This window comes from Methanolobus sp. WCC5, assembly GCF_045690325.1.
In the GTDB taxonomy this organism is placed as follows: Archaea; Halobacteriota; Methanosarcinia; order Methanosarcinales; family Methanosarcinaceae; genus Methanolobus.
This window is the reverse complement of the sequence record NZ_CP146981.1, coordinates 466,347-484,599: the sequence shown is the minus strand read 5'-3', so window position 1 is coordinate 484,599 and position 18,253 is coordinate 466,347. Positions and strand designations below refer to the sequence as shown.

General features: G+C 45.2%; 11 protein-coding genes. 6 read left to right on the top strand and 5 right to left on the bottom strand.

Going from position 1 to position 18,253, the window contains the following annotated elements; translation table 11 throughout:
- Positions 1 to 274: 274 nt before the first annotated feature.
- Complete coding sequence (locus V7O64_RS02350; RefSeq protein ID WP_407356431.1) at positions 275 to 4,975, bottom strand: PAS domain S-box protein; 4,701 nt, start codon at positions 4,973 to 4,975, stop codon at positions 275 to 277.
- A 430-nt stretch (positions 4,976 to 5,405) separates the two neighbouring features.
- On the opposite strand from V7O64_RS02350, the gene V7O64_RS02345 reads away from it, so the two are divergent.
- Complete coding sequence (locus V7O64_RS02345) at positions 5,406 to 9,131, top strand: methyl-accepting chemotaxis protein (RefSeq protein ID WP_407356430.1); 3,726 nt, start codon at positions 5,406 to 5,408, stop codon at positions 9,129 to 9,131.
- Positions 9,132 to 9,147: 16 nt separating this feature from the next.
- Positions 9,148 to 9,660 carry a chemotaxis protein CheW gene (locus V7O64_RS02340; protein ID WP_407356429.1) on the top strand — a complete coding sequence of 171 codons (513 nt, stop codon included), beginning with the start codon at positions 9,148 to 9,150 and terminating at the stop codon, positions 9,658 to 9,660.
- An 80-nt stretch (positions 9,661 to 9,740) separates the two neighbouring features.
- Here V7O64_RS02340 and V7O64_RS02335 read toward each other — a convergent pair whose 3' ends face one another.
- The 3 genes from V7O64_RS02335 to V7O64_RS02325 are packed head-to-tail and all read right to left on the bottom strand — an operon-like array spanning position 9,741 to position 14,154.
- Positions 9,741 to 10,082 (bottom strand): hypothetical protein, encoded by a 342-nt coding sequence (locus tag V7O64_RS02335; RefSeq protein ID WP_407356428.1) that lies wholly within the window; start codon positions 10,080 to 10,082, stop codon positions 9,741 to 9,743.
- A 42-nt stretch (positions 10,083 to 10,124) separates the two neighbouring features.
- Positions 10,125 to 12,617, bottom strand: coding sequence for a DUF3656 domain-containing protein (locus V7O64_RS02330; RefSeq protein ID WP_407357367.1), 2,493 nt, complete (start codon positions 12,615 to 12,617; stop codon positions 10,125 to 10,127).
- Positions 12,607 to 14,154, bottom strand: coding sequence for a small ribosomal subunit Rsm22 family protein (locus V7O64_RS02325; protein ID WP_407356427.1), 1,548 nt, complete (start codon positions 14,152 to 14,154; stop codon positions 12,607 to 12,609). The genes V7O64_RS02330 and V7O64_RS02325 overlap by 11 nt, the downstream gene beginning before the upstream one ends.
- Positions 14,155 to 14,400: 246 nt before the next feature.
- On the opposite strand from V7O64_RS02325, the gene V7O64_RS02320 reads away from it, so the two are divergent.
- The 4 genes from V7O64_RS02320 (at position 14,401) to V7O64_RS02305 (ending at position 17,123) form a co-directional block, all read left to right on the top strand.
- On the top strand, positions 14,401 to 14,718 hold the full coding sequence (locus V7O64_RS02320) for a B12-binding domain-containing protein (protein ID WP_407356426.1): 318 nt from the start codon (positions 14,401 to 14,403) through the stop codon (positions 14,716 to 14,718).
- A 182-nt stretch (positions 14,719 to 14,900) separates the two neighbouring features.
- Entirely contained in the window at positions 14,901 to 15,302 is a 402-nt protein-coding gene (locus V7O64_RS02315; protein ID WP_407356425.1) for a tetratricopeptide repeat protein, read from the top strand.
- Positions 15,303 to 15,347: 45 nt separating this feature from the next.
- Positions 15,348 to 16,439 (top strand): hypothetical protein, encoded by a 1,092-nt coding sequence (locus V7O64_RS02310; RefSeq protein WP_407356424.1) that lies wholly within the window; start codon positions 15,348 to 15,350, stop codon positions 16,437 to 16,439.
- A gap of 99 nt (positions 16,440 to 16,538) precedes the next feature.
- Positions 16,539 to 17,123 carry a Maf family nucleotide pyrophosphatase gene (locus V7O64_RS02305; protein WP_407356423.1) on the top strand — a complete coding sequence of 195 codons (585 nt, stop codon included), beginning with the start codon at positions 16,539 to 16,541 and terminating at the stop codon, positions 17,121 to 17,123.
- 157 nt (positions 17,124 to 17,280) lie between these two features.
- Here V7O64_RS02305 and V7O64_RS02300 read toward each other — a convergent pair whose 3' ends face one another.
- On the bottom strand, positions 17,281 to 18,240 hold the full coding sequence (locus tag V7O64_RS02300; protein ID WP_407356422.1) for a hypothetical protein: 960 nt from the start codon (positions 18,238 to 18,240) through the stop codon (positions 17,281 to 17,283).
- Between the last annotated feature and the right edge of the window lie 13 nt (positions 18,241 to 18,253).

Here is an 18,253-nt window from a genome sequence, read left to right as displayed (position 1 = left end):
TTTTTGAATGCCTTACCCACTGTTTTTCGGTTAGTTTGCATCTTAGATAATTGGTCAGTGTGGCTGAAATATAACTACTGATATTATTTTATGTTACGTTGTAATATTTATTATAATTATTGTATTTATTGTATTTATTGTAACTATTATGATTGTTAGCATTGTTAGTATCATTTACAAGAGTGTATCGTCCTTTATCTGACATAATAGATCAGTAAATATATGTTAAAAAGCACTCCTATATATATTTTTACAAATGTGGTCCTGTTCGTTCTTACTCCTCAATTAAGTCCTTCAATGATAAAACAAGCAGATCATATTGTTTCTCAATTTCCTCCATCAGCTGTCCTGCTTTTTTCACTCCTTCAGTCTCGTCTATTCTTTCCATTTCCGCAGCAATGCTGCTCAGGGCCATACCCCCTACACTGGCAGAAGAACCTTTAACTTTGTGAGCATAGTGGCGCAGGTCCTCTATCTGCTCCTTCTCAACGCTCTCTTTCAAAACCTGCAGCATTTGAGGCATATCTTTCTGGAATACCGAGATCAGATATCTTGCAAGATCCGGGTCATCCATGATCCTTTCCATAAATGCCTGCCTGTCAAATATCACCCTGTCCGGGCACATTGCCTCTTCAGGTTGCGCAGGACACCCATGATGAGCATCATCTTTTTTATGTATGGTTGCTGACCATCTGCCCAGCAATTCAGCAAGTGTCTTCAATGAAACAGGTTTTGATACATAATCGTCCATGCCTGCCTCATAACACCTTTCTTTGTCCCCTTTCATTGCATGTGCTGTCATGGCGATAATAGTTATATCATGATCAAGGACATCTGATACAGGGTCACGGATAAGCCTTGTGGCCTCCAGGCCGTCCATTACCGGCATCTGCACATCCATAAAGACAAGATCATAAAAATTGTCCTTAAGCATTTTAACTGCTTCTGCACCGTTATTTGCAATATCGGGACAGATGTCCAGTTTTTGCAGCATGCTTTGTGCTACCTTCTGATTGACTATGTTATCCTCTACCAGCAGTACCTTCAGATCACTGCTATGCAACGTAGTGCGATCTTCACCTTTAACGTTAAACTGTATATTTTCTGCCTTTGTACCCATGTTCAGTACGCAAGCCAGCGTCTGGCACAGCTGGTCCTGCATAACAGGTTTTGCAAGATGGGCATTGAACAATTCCTTGTAGCGTGACCACGAGTCAGGGTTTCTTCCCTGGGAGCTTAACATTATAAGGGAAATATCCCTGAGATTTCTGTCAGACCTTATTACCCGTGCAAGTGAACCGCCGTCCATGCCAGGCATCTGCATATCCAGAAGTACTGCCTGGAAAGGGATGCCAGCCTCATATGCCTGGTAGATCTTTTGAAGTGCAAGAGGCCCATCCATGGCCTCGTCCACATTAAGGCCCCACGAAGAAAGCTGTGTTACAAGTATCTCCCGGTTCGTAGCATTATCATCCACTACAAGCACTTGGGCTCCATGGATGTCGTAGCATTGTTTGCCATCATCAGAATTTGTGGTTTGTTTTTCAAAGTCCAGCGTGAACCAGAATTCAGAACCTTTCTCCATATCACTCTCAACGCCTATTTCTCCACCCATCATTTCCACAAGTTGTTTTGAAATGGCAAGGCCAAGTCCTGTCCCCCCGTACTGACGTGTCGTAGAAGCATCCACCTGGCTGAACTTATTGAAAAGGAGTGCTTTTTTCTCTTCAGGTATGCCAATTCCCGTATCCTTTACCGAAAAACGCAATATGGCTTTTGTATCTGTTTCGGATTCCAGGGTCACATGTACTACGATCTCACCCTTTTCCGTGAATTTCACCGCATTGCCTGCCAGGTTTGTCAAGATCTGCTTCAGACGCCCCGGGTCTCCTTTAAGGTATACAGGCGTGTCCGGTGATGAGGCACATATGAACTCCAGTCCTTTGTCATGGGCCTTTAAAGAGAGCAGGGAAGCAACACTATCCAGCAGTTGATGCAGATTAAATTCGGTCTCCTCCAGTTCCAGCCTGCCGGCTTCTATCTTGGAAAAGTCCAGTATGTCATTTATGATCCCAAGCAAGGATTCCCCGCTGGATTGTACGGTCTCAACGTAATGTTTCTGGTCTTTATCCAGCTCTGTGTCAAGGAGAAGGCTTGTCATACCAATGATACCGTTCATTGGCGTGCGTATCTCATGGGACATATTGGCCAGGAACTCCGACTTGGCCTTGTTTGCAGCCTCAGCCTCCAGTTTTGCGTTTCTCAGGGATGTAACATCAACCCCGTACTCCACCACGCCTCTTATCTTACCCAGATCATCACGGATAGGGGAAACCGTCACCTGAAGTGCCTTTCCGGTCCTTATCTCCCGTATGTCATCAGGTGTTGTGGACTGGAATATTGTGCTTCCTGTTGACATGACTTCACTTACCTTACACCAGGGACACGGAGATGTTCTTTTCATGAACACTTCATAACATTTCTTTCCGATGAGCTCCTCCGCACAGTCATAGTCCGTGAGTTTCAACCTGAACTCAGCGTTGTTCAGTGCAATGATGTTGTATCCGGTATCCACCACATTTAGGGTCCCGGGAAGAATGCTGATAATGGACTGGAGCAGTGAGCTTTTCTCCTCCAGCTTCTCTTCCATTTGCTTGCGTTTGCTTATATCGGAATGTGTTCCTGACATAAGGTGCGGTCTTCCATCTTCTGTCCAGCGGATGACCTTGCCACGGTCAAGTACCCACACCCATTCCCCGCTTTTATGCCGCATACGCATTTCGCATTCATAGTATTCCATTTCTCCTGAAAAATGCCTTTGCAGTAAAACATTGCATTTTTCCTTGTCTTCCGGATGCAGCATATCCTGCCATGTGCGGATGCTTACAGGGGAGAGTTCTTCTAAAGTCCACCCCACTATCTCTGCCCAGCGCTCATTGAACACGGTCTCACCGGTCTGTACATTCCACTCCCATGTCCCCACATTTGTTCCTTCGATAATGTTGGCCAGGCGTTGGTGTTCTTCAAGTATCTCCTTTTCAGCACGTTTGCGCTCAGATATATCAGTATGTGAACCTGCCATCCGGTAAGGTATGCCATATTCATCCCTCAGTGCGGCCCCTCTTCCCATTATCCATATATAGTCACCATTTCGATGCCTGAAACGGAATTCGATATTGTAATCCTTTATCTCCCCGCCCAGATATTTTTCTACATACCGCATTACCCGGGTTTTATCATCAGGATGTATCCGCTCTTCAAACGTTGAAAAATGGTTGGTAAGTTCTGCATCCTCATAACCTATCATCTCCTTCCATCTTGAGGAAAGATACAGGCTGTTATCACGCAGATCCCAGTCCCATATACCATCCTGGGAACCATTAACCGCCAGCATGAACTGCTCACGGCTTTTTTCAAGCTCATCTGTGTATTCATGCAGTTTTTTCTCTGCATGCCAGCTCTGCGTGATATCACGGCCCACACCAACCAGGCCGATGGTCTTTCCTGCAGAGTCCTTCAAAGGAGCTTTGGTCGTATAGAGCAGTACATCCCTTCCGTCAGGGTACTTGACCCATTCTTCGTTATTTCTGGCTCTGCCCTCTTTCATCATGAGCAAATCGTTCATGCGGAAGAAGTCTGCAAGCTCCTTACTGAACAGGTCATGATCAGTCTTACCAATGATATCTTTCCTCTTCCTGCCAACAAAATTTGAGAATTCTGGATTGCATCCCATATACACGCCATCAGGATCTTTGAAGAATATCATATCAGGTATTGAGTCAAGGAGACCCTTAAGAAGGGAGCTTTCCTTTTCCAGTTTCTCCTCTGCCAGTTTATGATCGGTGATATCCCTGGCAGCAGCATAGATAAGCTTATCTTTTGGAAAGGACCTCCATTCAATCCAGCGATACGAGCCATCCTTACAACGATAGCGGTTCTCAAAGTTCAGGATGTCCTCCTGTTCGCCCAGCCTGGAGATTGCATCTTTTGTGATTTGAAGGTCATCCGGATGTACAAGTTCCAGGACACTGCGGCCTTCAAGATCTGCTATGGAATATCCAAGTACATTTTCCCATTCAGGATTAAGGCGAATGAACCGGCCTTTTGTATCGGCAATACAGAGAAGGTCCAGACTTGATGTGAAATAGTTATCAAGTTCCTCTTTTTTATCCATCAGTGCCTGGTCAGATCCTTTGATCTCTGTGATATCCTGGAAGACTGTGGCAAAGATATCTTTATCCACTCTGAATGCATTGATGTTATAGTATCTCTGTAATGGTTCGAAGAGCTCTGCAAAACTTACGGGTATACCGGTAAGGACCACATTTGCGTATGTTTTTATAAAAGGTGCCTTCTTAATCCCGGGAATGACTTCTGTTACGCGTTTTCCTGTGATGTCTGCACTCTTAAGCCCTGTATGTTTTTCAAAAGCAGCATTGACTTCAAGGTATACATAGTCCGCTGGATTGTTATTCTGATCCCATATCACTTTGTGGATTGCCACACCACTGATGTCATTTTCAAAAAGACTTCTGAAATTTTGCTCTTTGCTTTGAACCTGCTCCTTTTCTTCAAGTCCCTTGTACCCGGTAATATCCATGATCACTCCGGTGACCATAGCTGCTTGTTTATCAGGACCGGACACTATCCTGGAATATTCGTGGACCCGGCGCACATCTCCATTGCCGGTGATGATGCGATACTCTGCAAAAGACATGCCTTCAGTTTCTCTCTGTTCTGAGGCATTCTTCACAATGCCTGTATCATCCGGGTGGAGCAGTGACTGTAAGACGCCCCTGTCATCGATGATCTGTCCCGGACATAATTTTGGATCCATCCGGGCAGGGGAACTAATGTGGTTGAGCTTTAGCCCGGGATATGTTGCAGACCAGGTTAAAATATCCAGTGATCCAAGGATATTCTCCCGGCATTTTTCACCACCCTGAAAGGGCATGTGTTCATTATTTGCAGACATCTGGTCATTACTCCTGTAACCGGCACGAATTCATTTTCAGTCTCCTGTAATCTTGTCAGAGGATAAGCAGACAAGTAATCCTTAAGGGACAATGCATGGAATGGTTCGGTTCTTTTTAGGCTTATAGGCCTGTGCAGATTTGGATTCATCTGCAGCGTTTTGAGAGAAATTGATCATGCGTTTTATGTTTTGATTTTAATAAATATATAGTTATGTATCATTGATGGTAACATTTACACATATATGTGTTGTTCTAACAAGGTTATTAATTACAAGGATTAAAAATTTGTATAAGATAGCATGAATCCTAAATGTATATTATTTATAATTATAAATATGTTTATATAACATTAGCTGGCTTACTATTCTGTACACAATAATTTCATGTGTGACATATAGAAACAGTTAGTCAGTTAAAGGTGTGTTGTATATGTTTGGCGATAAAAGTAAACTTCAGGAAGAGATAGTCGAACTTAAGAGATCATTACACGATAAAGAGGGTCAGCTTCGGTTTTTAGTATCGAACCTGCCCGGATTTACCTACAGATGTAAGTATGACAATGACTGGACAATGCTGGATATGAGTCCTAAAATATCGGCAGCAAGCGGATACCCGGTCTCTGATTTTCTTAAAAATTCAGTTCGTTCATATAGTAGTGTGATCCACCCGGACGACGCAGCTGATGTGGACAGAAAGATTGGTGAGGCAATAAGTGCCGGCAGGCCATGGGATATCGAATACCGCATAATCCACAAGGATGGGAACATACGCTGGGTACACGAAGACGGTCAGGCTGTAACAGCTGAGGGCGGGACCATACAATATCTTGATGGTTTCATTCTTGACATAACCGAAAACAAGAATGATGAACTTGTCAATGGCATAATGACACTTGTTGATGCTGCAATAGAGGGGAAGCTTGATACACGTGCCAGGGTCGAGGATTATACCGGCAATGACAGGAAAGCCATGGAAAGCATCAACCATCTTCTTGATGCGGTGATAGGTCCGCTGAACGTTTCTGCAGAGTATATAGATCGCATCTCCAAAGGTGACATTCCTGAGAAGATCACCGATGAGTACAAGGGTGATTTCAACGAGATAAAGAACAACCTTAACCAATTGATGAGTGAGTTGAACCGTTTCGTTGCAGAAATGGCAAGAATGAGCAGTGAGCATGATGCAGGAGACATAGATGTTATCATGCCTGAAGATAAGTTCCAGGGTGTTTATGCCACTATGGCCAAAGGTGTCAATGACATGGTCAACGGCCATATCACTGTCAAGAAGAAGGCTATGGCATGTGTCAAAGAGTTTGGCAAGGGTAATTATGATGCTGAACTGGAACAATTCCCTGGTAAGAAGGCCTTTATCAATGAGATAGTTGAAGAATTAAGGGGAAATGTGAAGAAATTCATATATGAGATGGAATACATGTCATCCCAGCATGATGCCGGAGATATTGATGTACAGATACCACTTGAAGGATTTGAAGGTGCTTATTATGATATGGCCAAAGGTGTCAATGACATGGTCAATGGCCATATAACTGTCAAGAAGAAGGCTATGGCATGTGTCAAAGAGTTTGGAGAAGGTAACTTTGAAGCTGAACTTGAAAAGTTCCCTGGTAAGAAGGTATTTATCAATGAGATCATTGAGGAAGTACGTGGGAATCTCAAAGCTCTTATCAGTGATGCAAATATGTTATCAGATGCTGCTGTTGCGGGTAAGCTTGATACAAGAGCAGACGCATCCCGCCATAAAGGAGATTTCAAAAAGATCATTAATGGTGTCAATGACACCCTTGACGCTGTAATCGGTCCGCTCAACGTTGCAGCTGAGTACATTGACCGCATATCCAAAGGAGATATCCCGGAAAAGATCACCGATGAGTACAAAGGGGATTTCAACGAGATAAAGAACAATCTCAACCAGTTGATGGGTGAATTGAATCGTTTTGTCGATGAAATGAGAAGGATGAGCAATGAGCACGATGCAGGCGACATAGATGTCATTATGGCAGAAGACAAATTCCAGGGTGTTTATGCTAACATGGCCAAAGGTGTCAATGACATGGTCAATGGCCATATAACTGTCAAGAAGAAGGCTATGGCATGTGTCAAGGAGTTTGGAGAAGGTAACTTTGAAGCTGAACTTGAAAAGTTCCCTGGTAAGAAGGTATTTATCAATGAGATCATTGAGGAAGTACGTGGGAATCTCAAAGCTCTTATCAGTGATGCAAATATGTTATCAGATGCTGCTGTTGCGGGTAAGCTTGATACAAGAGCAGACGCATCCCGCCATAAAGGAGATTTCAAAAAGATAATTGATGGGGTCAATGACACCCTTGACGCTGTAATCGGCCCGCTCAACGTTGCTGCAGAGTATGTTGACCGCATCGCAAAGGGTGAAGTCCCGGAGCAGATAATTGATAACTACAATGGTGATTTCAATGAGATCAAGAACAACCTCAATCATCTGATTGAAGCAACTTCTCAGATATGTGAAGTGGCCATGGCTCTCTCAGTAGGCAATACCAGTGTGAGTATAGAAAAGCGCTCTGGAGATGATATACTCATAGAGAGCATACAGAAGGTTATCGAAAACAACAAGCATGATGCCGAGAATGTCCAGAAGATGGCAGAAGGTATCCTTGATGTGGATATCATGGTGATGTCAGAATATGATGTCATGGCAAAGAGCTGCATCAATATAAGGGACAACCTGAAACAACTGGTGGCTGATGCAAACATGCTTGCCAGGGCAGGGATCAATGGTCAGCTCAGTACAAGAGCCGATGCGGACCGTCACCATGGTGAATTCAGGAGCATAGTTGAAGGAGTGAACGAATGCCTGGATGCTGTCATAGGACCGCTTAACGAGGCTTCCAGGGTAATCACCGCCTATGCTGATGGTGACCTGAGCACAAGAGTGACAATAGATGCAAAGGGTGACTTCAAACAACTTGGTGACACTCTTGATAACTTTGGTGACGCTCTTGAGAGCATCATAAACGATTCATGTGCAGTGCTTAACTCCATTTCAGCCAACGACCTTACAAGAAGGGTGAGCGTCTACGGTGTCGGGGATTTCATACAACTTACAGAAGGTGTTGAGAATTGCAGATCATCACTTAATGAAATGGTTGCCCTTGTCAGTAAGAATGCTGAAAGCATTGCAGCCACTGCACAGGAGATGTCCTCTTCAAGTGAGGAGCTCTCAGCCTCAGCAGAACAGATAACAAGTACTGTGACGGAGATATCAAAAGGTACTCAGACACAGGCAGAGAAGGCAGAAGAGGTCTCAAGGGCAATGACCGATATGAGCAGAACTGTTCAGGAAGTAGCAACCAATTCTGAGAAGGCCGCCCAGAATGCAGTGGATTCCAACAAACTGATACAGGGTCTTGGTGAAATGTCCCAGGACCTCATGTTAAAGATGGAAAGCATAAAGTCTGCAGTTGGTGAATCTTCAGATGTTATCAATGAGCTTGATGAAAAATCCAAACAGATAGGTGAGATAGTCAGTCTCATTACAAGTATTGCTGACCAGACCAACCTGCTTGCCCTTAATGCGGCCATTGAGGCTGCAAGGGCAGGAGAGCACGGACGTGGATTTGCTGTAGTTGCAGATGAGGTGAGAAACCTTGCTGAAGATTCGGGCAATGCAGCCAAGCAGATAGCACAACTGATCCACCAGATGCAGAGCGGAACAAAGAATGCGGTCTCATCTATGAAGAAAGGTACAGATGAAGTGGATACGGGAGCAGCCTCCCTTGAGAGATCGGTTGTTGCCATCGGGGAGGTTGTGACTGCCGGAGATACGATCGTGAGAATGGTCCAGGAGATCGCCGCTGCTACAGAAGAGCAGTCCGCTTCCATAGAGGAAGTCACATCATCCGTTGAAGAGGTATCGGCCATTTCCGAGCAATCTGCAGCTGGTGCCCAGGAAGCTTCCGCTTCTGTGCAGGAACAGACAGCTTCCATGCAGGAGCTGTCAAGGTCTGCAGAAGAGCTTTCAGAGGTTGCTGCAACTATGCAGTCTATAGTATCCAGGTTCCGTTTAGACGACTCTGCAGGCGATGTTTCAGAAGGGGTAAATGCATCCGGAAATGCAAGAAGACCGACCGGACCTTCAAAGAAAATACTGATCTGATCTGCGGGGTCCTGCAATGGCAGAATATGTTGAAAAGGATAGCAGCTCTTCCAAAGAGCTGCTCCAGCTGGTCATATGCCAGCTTGCCAGTGAAGAGTTTGGCATTGAGATATCCAGGGTAAAAGAGATAATTCGTATACCGGATATCACTAAGATCCCGCAGGTACCTGATTACGTAGAAGGCATCATAAATCTTCGAGACCGTATAATACCGGTCATCCATCTTGCCGAGCGTTTCGGACTTGCCCGCGAGGTCAAAGATGAGGATTCCCGTATAGTCGTCGTGGAGATAGGTAATCTTACCGCCGGCATGGTGGTTGATTCGGTGACAGAGGTCCTCAGGATGTCCGGTGATGATATAGAGCCAGCACCTGACATAATCGTGTCCGGTGTCAGTGAGAAATACATAAGAGGTGTGGGCAAGCTCGAAGACAGGTTGCTGATCCTCCTGGATATTGACATGGTCTTCACCGAGGAACAGAAACAACAGATGAGCCAGCTGGAAAATGCAGGTGCTGTACCTGCATGATTTTTATTTTTCCAGTGACTTTTTTCCTGTGAAGTATCCACACCCAGGATCTTTACAGGATTTGTATTGCATATTCCTGGTCAGCACTCATTCCATTTTGTATAAATGGCCATGATCTCTTCAGCAGTTCCTTCCCCCATCCTCTCTGCTATAAGTTCAAGGAAAAGTGTCATGTAGTGCGGTTGTACGCACCCCAGGCTCTCTTCACCTGTTCTTATAAGGGACAGGAGGTATTCCAGATCCCCGTCGTCCAGGGCTGAGATCCGTTGCCTGAAATCCTCTTCATTTTTTGCATAATGGTTTGACAGTGGCGGCAGTATGGACCTGTAAGGTGCTTTTGAGCCAGCACACTCAAGCCCTGCACACTCAGGAGCAACCTTTTTCAGTACTGCTATGTCTTTAGGTGAAAGTTCTCTTGCCATTTTATCACCGGATATTAGACTTTAAATTTTATCTGTCTTTCCTTACAGGACACCTCTGAAATAGTGTCCATGGTCATATTCCTCATTTGCTGAGGATTTTAATCTTATCTGCTTCCCGTCAAGCGCCCGCCTGAAATTACGTGTGATCTCCTTTACATCTGACCTGTCATAAAGGGAAAGATCAAGTCTTAAAACATCGGCACCCGACCTGCAAAGCGAATCGATTTCCCCTATCATGTTCAGAACAGTCGAATTGTAGATCAGTGTACGTTCATTCTCTCTCCTGACAGGGAATGAACCCATGGTGTTGTCCACAAGCAATACCTCACTGCCATCCGGGATGACCCCCTGATCGATCAGGGGTTTTAACAGGTCGTTCTTGGTCACAAGCAACATTTCCCGGCCAAAGGCCATTATCTCGGTCAGGACCGCAGGATCGGTGTTAGCGCAGACCTCTTTTATTTCCTCCAGGTTAAGTTCACCTGAAAGCGTCACACAATAAGCACCTGATGATCCGAATGCATTTGCTGTCCAGGCATTGAAGATATTGAATTCTTTCAGGGCGACAAAAGGTGCACCCAGTTCATTTGCAAGCCTTATGGTGCCGTAGTTGGAACATGCAAGCCTGAAGCCTGCATCAATGACCTGTCTCATCTGCTCTTTAAGTGCAGGCATTTCCTCTTCAAAACTTATCTGTGGTGTCATCAGGACAAGTTCCACGTTCTTTTCCTTCAGTCCACCGGTCCTGAGTATGTTGTCCTGGTCCGTCAGTTCAGCAAAAAGGGCTATGGGTGCATAGATAATATCAGCACCTGCTTTTGATGCCACAAAGATGTGATCGGTTTGAGAGACCTCTGCACTCAAAAGAGGGATGATTTTTTCATCCACGGGCACTGCTTTCCTTTTAATGCCAGTGGATACCGCAGGACACGGGCGGTTCCTTCCATGCATGGGGAACCTGGACATGAACAGTTTATCGACGGCCTCCCGGCGCGTACCGGAAAGTGCACCCAGGGGTATGAAAATGTTATCGTCCACATCCATGATGATCTCCTCTGCATGGAAGGTGGTATCGCCAAGCTTTGCAAGGGCGGTCTCTATCTGCTCTCTTGAAGTGGGTGAACTTTTAGCCTGCTGCACGATATAATCACTGGTAACCAGTGATTCCAGGTCCCTGCTTTTCACAAGGATGCTCAGTTTCTCTCCTTTGCGTGCATGTATCTTTATGCTCAGAGGCGTGGTCTTCATTTCCGTGTTCTGCAGGCGTTCAAGTAACTGCGGATCAGTGGATACGTAGACCTCATCACCTTTTCTGACAGATCTGCTGGTTTTGGGGCTTATCAGCAGGGTAGCCTTTTCTCCTTTCCTGGCAATTTCCACCGGCTCTTTGTTCACAAGGATGCCATCCACCCTGCAACCGATTATCCTGATGCGGGTGTTTATGCTGATGCCATCATTGACCTTAATGTCCTGCAATGGGACCATGGTCAGTCTGCCCTCTTCCTCTGATTTGCGTATGTTGTCCACTTCCCCGAGGAAAGCACCGTAATTGGCACTGTATTTGCGCTGGGTGACATCGGTTTCACCGAGAACAAAACCCCGGGTAAAGCCCCTGTAGAATAACTTTGCAAGTTCTGTCTCCATTTCCTCCAGCTCTTGTGAACTGAAGTTCGTGCCGGTATTGCACACCCTTTCCACGACATTCTTATATGCCCGGGCACTGGAGGTCACATATTCAGCTTTTTTCATCCTCCCTTCTATCTTAAGGCTCCTGACCCCTGTCCTGATAATATCCTCAAGCTTTGGTAAAGTGCAAAGCTCCGCACAACTGATGGGATAATCGCCCACCAGCCTGCTGTCAATTAACCGGCCGTTGACCGACAGCCTGTAAGGCCTTCTGCATGGCTGGAAACATGCACCCCTGTTCGCGCTGCGGTCGGTTATTGCAGTGCTGAACAGGCATCTTCCCGAAAAAGAGTAGCAAAGGGCACCGTGGACAAAGATCTCTGTCTCTACTGATGTCCTGTCTGTGATGCTCCTGACCTGATCTGTTGTCAGCTCCCTTGAAAGTATCACCCTTGAGGCACCTGCATTACCCATGAATTCAACGCCCCTGAGGTTGTGTATGGTCATCTGGGTGCTTGCATGCAGGGCAAGGTCGGGGAAATGTTCCCTTAGCAAAAAGAACAGACCGAGGTCTTCCAGTATGATGGCATCTATATTGTATGAATAAGCTTTGTGTACTATATCTATGGCCTTTTGCATCTCGTCCTGTTTAAGAGGGATGTTCATTGCCAAAAAAACCTTAACACCATAGGAATGTGCAAGGTCTATGTTTTCCCGCAGCTCATCTGTGGTGAAATTCTTTGCGCCCTGCCGGGCGTTCAATTCACCTACACCCAGGTATACGGCATCTGCTCCCCCTTTTATGGCTGCACGCAAGGCCTGGGGATCACCGGCAGGAGCCAGTATCTCCGGGGGAGTACATTTTAAAGAAGGGTCTTTTAATGATTGGTCGTGTTCATCAGCAGGCATGGGGATCAAAACTGTTACCGGATATGTCGGCCTCATCATCCTTATCCGGATTAAGGGGCTGGACAGTGGTTCCTTTTCCTATCAGCAGGTTGTATGAATCGTTTGCTTCATTATATTTGACAAGTACATTGTATATCTTAAGTATACTGCCATAAGCAGCCCTGGTGATGGCTTCGTTCTCATCATTGAGGTTATGGGAGGGCAGTACGGCATAGACCGCTTTTTTTGAAGTACCGTCACATATCCTGTAGAGCCTGTACTTCTCATCACCCAGGTCACCGGACATCAGGGAGCAGGCTACATTTATGCGTTTTTTATTGTGCACATCCATCCTGGACATGCGTGCAAACTTTGCCTTTCCGGGAACTGTGAAACACTGCTTTGAGAGCGTATCCTTGCGGAGTATTGCATATGAATATTTTATATCGGTGTTCATGTAACGATACGGTTCATCACACTCTGCCAGTTTTTCCATAAGTCTTGTGGGTTTGATGTCCTTTTTCTGCTCAAAGCTCCAGCATGTATCAAGGGTACATTCGCCTGACCAGATAAAGGAACATGGGCTGTATATCCTCAACCCCATCCTCTTAAGCATTATAGTAAGCCGGCGCATCTCAATGGAATTGGTCTTGTCGGCGGGTTCTATTAAAATGATATTGCCATCATCTGCAAGTTTTCCAGACATCTCTTTGACAATCGTGGCCTTTTGCTGCAGATCCAGACCTTTTAGCTCATTGAGCACATTGGAAAAGACCATAAGGTCGATGTTATCCGGAAGCTTTTCAATGTCCATTGCGGTAATATCTGCCTTTATGGGTTCCCCGGTCATGACGTTTGACTTCATGGCGGCGTATTGAGCCACAAGAAAGTTGTATGCTTCTATGTTCTCATCAAAGAGCTCTATAGCATGGATATCCGCACTGCGGCCATCAAGACGGTTATACAGGTCTGTGACAGCAAGAGGAATGGTTCCAGGTCCGCTTCCAACATCCAGTATCTTCATACGGGTCTTAAGCAGGCCGTCCTTTGCCAGCTCATAGAGCAGATACTGGAACTGCACAAAATACACAGGGAACTGGTAAGCCAGGTATCCAAGGATGCTGTATCCTTTTTCATAGCTGATGGCCCTGGAATTACCTTCTTTCCAGTAACTGGCCTTCTGGGATTGTATTGCTTTGCGGACCTTTTCCAGAACAAGCGTGTCATCCCAGCTTTTTGCGGTCTTTTTCTCTATGTACTGCTCAATAAGGCGTTCCAGTTTCCTTGAAACTCCGGCTGAGTCAAAAAAAAGTTCGTTCTTTTGTTTTTCCTCATCAGACAGTTCAAGTTTTCTGCAGGGATCTGCACGGACTATCCTGAAATCCCCGTCCTGTGCAACAACATCCGTGCCAAGGTCAAAAAAATGGGGCCTGAGAGTTTCGTATATCTGCCGGTCCGAAGCTTCTTCCTTGAGGTAGGCCCTGAGCTCTGATAGCATGAACTCCGGTTTCATACGTGAAACGTATTTGAATGTGGAAATTATCTCCCTGTCTGACATTAAGGGTCCATACCTCTTCCCTCCTGATAAATATAATGATAGAAAGACAGGAAAGGACAGGAGAGCGGCGGGAATAAAAGGAATAACAGGGCAGGCGTGGTATTTATATATCATTGCAATGTAATCAATAAAAGTTGTCTTAAATCAATTAAATTTGCCTAAACTTGATGATCGGACAACTACCGGATCATCCTGATGGACAAGGGGTGTTCCGTAAAAATAAAGGATGAATTATTTATGGATCGTATGGAACCTGACAGACCGTTATTCAAGAAAATACTAGCTAAAGCACGGGAATCCATTCTTAATTTTGACAGCAGGGAAGCTGAATCCGCAGTAAGGGAAGCGGTAGATGCTGGCATGGACCCTGTTGATCTTATAGAGTATGGGTTCATTGAGGGAATGAAAGATGTGGGTGACCGCTATGAGAAAGGTGATGTCAGCCTTTTGCATGTGGTTGCAGCTTCAAGGATAATGGACAAAGGTCTTTTGATGCTCAAAAAATGCTCCCGTGAGAAAAAGCTGGATCTTAGAATGTTCGGCAACATTGTCATATGTGCATGAGATGTCTGTCAGGTCCATATCTTTCTTTTTTAATTACGTTGTTTGCCTGCATACGCCTGATTTAGCGGACCATGTCAGATCCGGATAAAGCTAGGCTATCAGAGCCATTGATCCAGGCTGTTTTAGACTATAATGCTTTTTAGACTATAATGCTTAATAGCAATGAAGTTCATTTTTTTGCTATGAGCGGTCCTCCCACTGACAAAGAGCTTCTGCTTCGCAGGTCAGATATCCTCATAGCTGACGGATCATACGAAAAGGCGCTGTTATTTCTGGACCGGATACTGGAAGAAGACCCGGAAAATGAGACTGCCCTGTCAATGAAAGGGCTTGCCTGTTGTCTTATGGGGTATACAGAAAAAGGTATTTCCATCTTTGAAGAAGCACTGGAAATGTGTCCTTTCTCAAAGATCCTCCTTATCAACTTTGCAGATGCCTGTCTAAGATCATCATTGCCCGGAAGGTCCCTGGAGATACTTGAAAGGGCCATGAGCCATTATCCGGATGATGACGGCCTTTTAATGTTAAAAGAGATCATTATTACAGCCCGGGACAGACGTTATATGCTTTCATCTTTAAATTAAGTTCAAACCAGTAATTATTTATTGCCACACTTTCTATTAATTTATATGAGCTGGTACGTTGTAGATGCTGTGGATCGTGCAGTTGAAAGGACCAAAAACTGCCTTTTCCAGCCTTTTGATATCCTTAAATGGATAAAACTGACCATCATTACGCTGTTGATAGGAGCCGGGGGAAGCTTTGATGGAGGTAACGGAAGCCGATACAGTGGCTCGCAGCCTGACAGCTCCTGGGTTCCGCAGAGCTTTACAGACATGCTCAGTACATATTACCAGCATCTGATCTCCTTTCCTGAGCTTATACTTATCATTGGTGTTCTGGCATTGATAATCCTGTTCGTTGTGATGCTGGGCATTATAAGCAGCGTGATGGAATTCGTCTTCGTGGAATCCCTTGTACGCAATGATGTACGTATCCTGAAGTATTTTAAGAGGTATCTCAAAAAAGGTATCTACCTTTTTGCACTGCGGATACTTATAGCTCTGGCAATTCTCATTTTTATTGGCATTCTCATACTTCCTTTTTTACTTGGAGCCGGTATCATGAGCAATGGAATGAACGGCCCGGGAGGATTTTTTGTTCCTCTTTTCATTATCTTCGGCATGATGGGTTTTTTTACCCTTCTTTTCCTGATAATTCTGTTTTCAGGTATCATCAATTCGTTTGTCAACATGGCAATTCCGGTTTCCCTTTATTCGGACCGGAATATATTTTCGGCACTCTCCGGGGTACTGGGACATTTCAGGCGTGACTGGCAGCAGATCATCATATACTGGATAGGCCGTCTCCTTCTGGGGATTGCAGTTGCCATAGTCGTGGTAATAGCTGCTGTTATAGTATTGCTGATATTCTTTGCATTGATCCTTATTATCGACATTATCCTTTATTTTGGCCTGTCGGCAATATTTTCGGATACAACAGTGTGGATACTGTTAATTCCAGTACTGGTTGTTGAATTCATTCTCTTCATATTGCTGATAGCCTTTGTGGGCATGCCGGGAGAGGTTTTCATGAAATATCATATGTTAAGTTTCCTTCAGAAATGGTATCCGGTACAAATACCTATGTTCGACACACGTAACAGACCGGACAGCCATATGGATGAATGGCTTGCCGGGTCTGTAATATCCAATGACTGATAGCTTTTTGGCGGGCAATGATCTGTCTTTATGGTTTCCTGCCGGAACATGCAGCTATGTCCGGTAAGATTGATATTTTTGTTTTACATCTACAGGTCCATGAAAAGGATCATTCTTGCTTCTGCATCACCGCGCAGGAAAGAACTGCTTGAGCAACTGATAGGCCCGGACTTTGATGTTTGTGTCAGCTCCTACGGCGAGGACACAGGCAAGGGTCTGGGCCCCGCAGAACTGGTAATGCATCACTCGCGGGAGAAGGCCCATGATGTTGCCCGGAGTTTGTATCAGGGCATCATCATATCTGCAGATACTGTCATTGTGTGCCGGGATGAAGTGCTCGGTAAGCCGGAGGATGAGGAACATGCAAAGCAGATGCTTCAGAAGATCAGTGGTCAGAGGATCACAGCTATAACAGGTATCACTGTAATGGATGCCGGCAGCAGGAAGGAACTTAGTGCACATGAGCTGACAAATGTCTGGATACGGGAACTGCCCGAAGAGCTGATAGACGCTTATGTCAGCACCGGTGAACCTGCAGGTAAAGCCGGCTCCTTTGCGGTACAGGGAATAGGAGCTATCCTTGTGAAACGTATAGAGGGCGATTTTTTCAATATTGTGGGACTTCCGCTTTTCAGGCTGTCAGTGATGCTTGAAGCTTTTGACGTACATATTCCACAGGCCTGAAAACAGGCTAACGGTTGCATCATATTCATTACATGCTTCATATGAGTGGTTTTTATCATGGGACCCACAAAAAGAAAAAATGAAGAAAAAAGATTAAGCAAAAAAGATTAAGCAAAAAATAAAAAACAGAAGACCCAATCCCTGCAGCAAATAAAGATCAGGATCTTTTTCTCTTTTTTCTCATTATGAAAGCTGCACACAGTACAGAGAGCACAAACACAGTTATCTCAAATCCAGGACCGGGTTCAGGGGGTGAATCCGCTCTTTCACTTTCCTGCGCCGGTTCTTCGACAGGTCGTTCTTCTGTGATCGGGGAACCTGACCCAATGAGTTTATGGGTGCCTGGTGTTTCAAGCTTCATTTCGTGGAGCTTAAGGGCCGCACCGGTGTGCGCACTGGAAACTATTTCCCCGTCAATGATCACATCGACCCCGAAAGTATAGGGTTGATCTGCAGGGATTGTCATCCGTACAGTGGGCCTGGTCCTCTGGCCACTTTCAAGATAGGCAACGTTGCTGCCTGTATACCTTGTATACTCATCGGCTATTGCGGTGACGATCACGGTCACCTTGGTTGCTTCCTCACCCTGGTTATGAAGGCCCGGAGAGGCCTCGAATATGATATCCTTCCCGTAATTGGTTGCCTGTATCGTCTGGATGACGAGGTCTGTCAGGATCACACTGGAAACTGGCTCACTGCTGTCTTCAATGAGCCTTACCTTTGTTACAAGATCGTCCACAAGATTGTTGTCTTCCAGCAGCTCTGCAACAACAAGCTGTTCCCCGCCATTGGGTACACTGAAGGATAATGTTCTGTATGACCGGGACCCTGCTTTGAGATAACCTACGTTCTCCGTATGTTCTGCGGTTATTAGATTCGTGTAGGAATCCCTCGTCTTTATCCTGACCGAAAGTGAGCCTGTATCACTATCCATGGGATTTTGGAGGTAAACTGTTACCCTGAGGTCGAAGGTCTCATCATCGTCCGGTGTTGACATTACATCAATATTGGTAATTACGGGGTGACTTTCCTCTCCTAACATCTCTTCATTTATACAGCCACTGAAGATGAGGGATACAATGATCAAAAAGAAAAGAAGGAGGTTCACAACTTTCATCTTACCGCCTGCG

Bases quoted from the DNA above. Each gene is read 5' to 3' on its own strand.
- V7O64_RS02320 (WP_407356426.1), top strand. From the start codon at position 14,401: ATGGAACCTGACAGACCGTTATTCAAGAAAATACTAGCTAAAGCACGG.
- V7O64_RS02300 (WP_407356422.1), bottom strand. From the start codon at position 18,240: ATGAAAGTTGTGAACCTCCTTCTTTTCTTTTTGATCATTGTATCCCTC.
- V7O64_RS02335 (WP_407356428.1), bottom strand. From the start codon at position 10,082: ATGGCAAGAGAACTTTCACCTAAAGACATAGCAGTACTGAAAAAGGTT.
- V7O64_RS02350 (WP_407356431.1), bottom strand. From the start codon at position 4,975: ATGTCTGCAAATAATGAACACATGCCCTTTCAGGGTGGTGAAAAATGC.
- V7O64_RS02305 (WP_407356423.1), top strand. From the start codon at position 16,539: ATGAAAAGGATCATTCTTGCTTCTGCATCACCGCGCAGGAAAGAACTG.
- V7O64_RS02310 (WP_407356424.1), top strand. From the start codon at position 15,348: ATGAGCTGGTACGTTGTAGATGCTGTGGATCGTGCAGTTGAAAGGACC.
- V7O64_RS02315 (WP_407356425.1), top strand. From the start codon at position 14,901: ATGAGCGGTCCTCCCACTGACAAAGAGCTTCTGCTTCGCAGGTCAGAT.
- V7O64_RS02330 (WP_407357367.1), bottom strand. From the start codon at position 12,617: ATGCCTGCTGATGAACACGACCAATCATTAAAAGACCCTTCTTTAAAA.
- V7O64_RS02325 (WP_407356427.1), bottom strand. From the start codon at position 14,154: ATGTCAGACAGGGAGATAATTTCCACATTCAAATACGTTTCACGTATG.
- V7O64_RS02340 (WP_407356429.1), top strand. From the start codon at position 9,148: ATGGCAGAATATGTTGAAAAGGATAGCAGCTCTTCCAAAGAGCTGCTC.
- V7O64_RS02345 (WP_407356430.1), top strand. From the start codon at position 5,406: ATGTTTGGCGATAAAAGTAAACTTCAGGAAGAGATAGTCGAACTTAAG.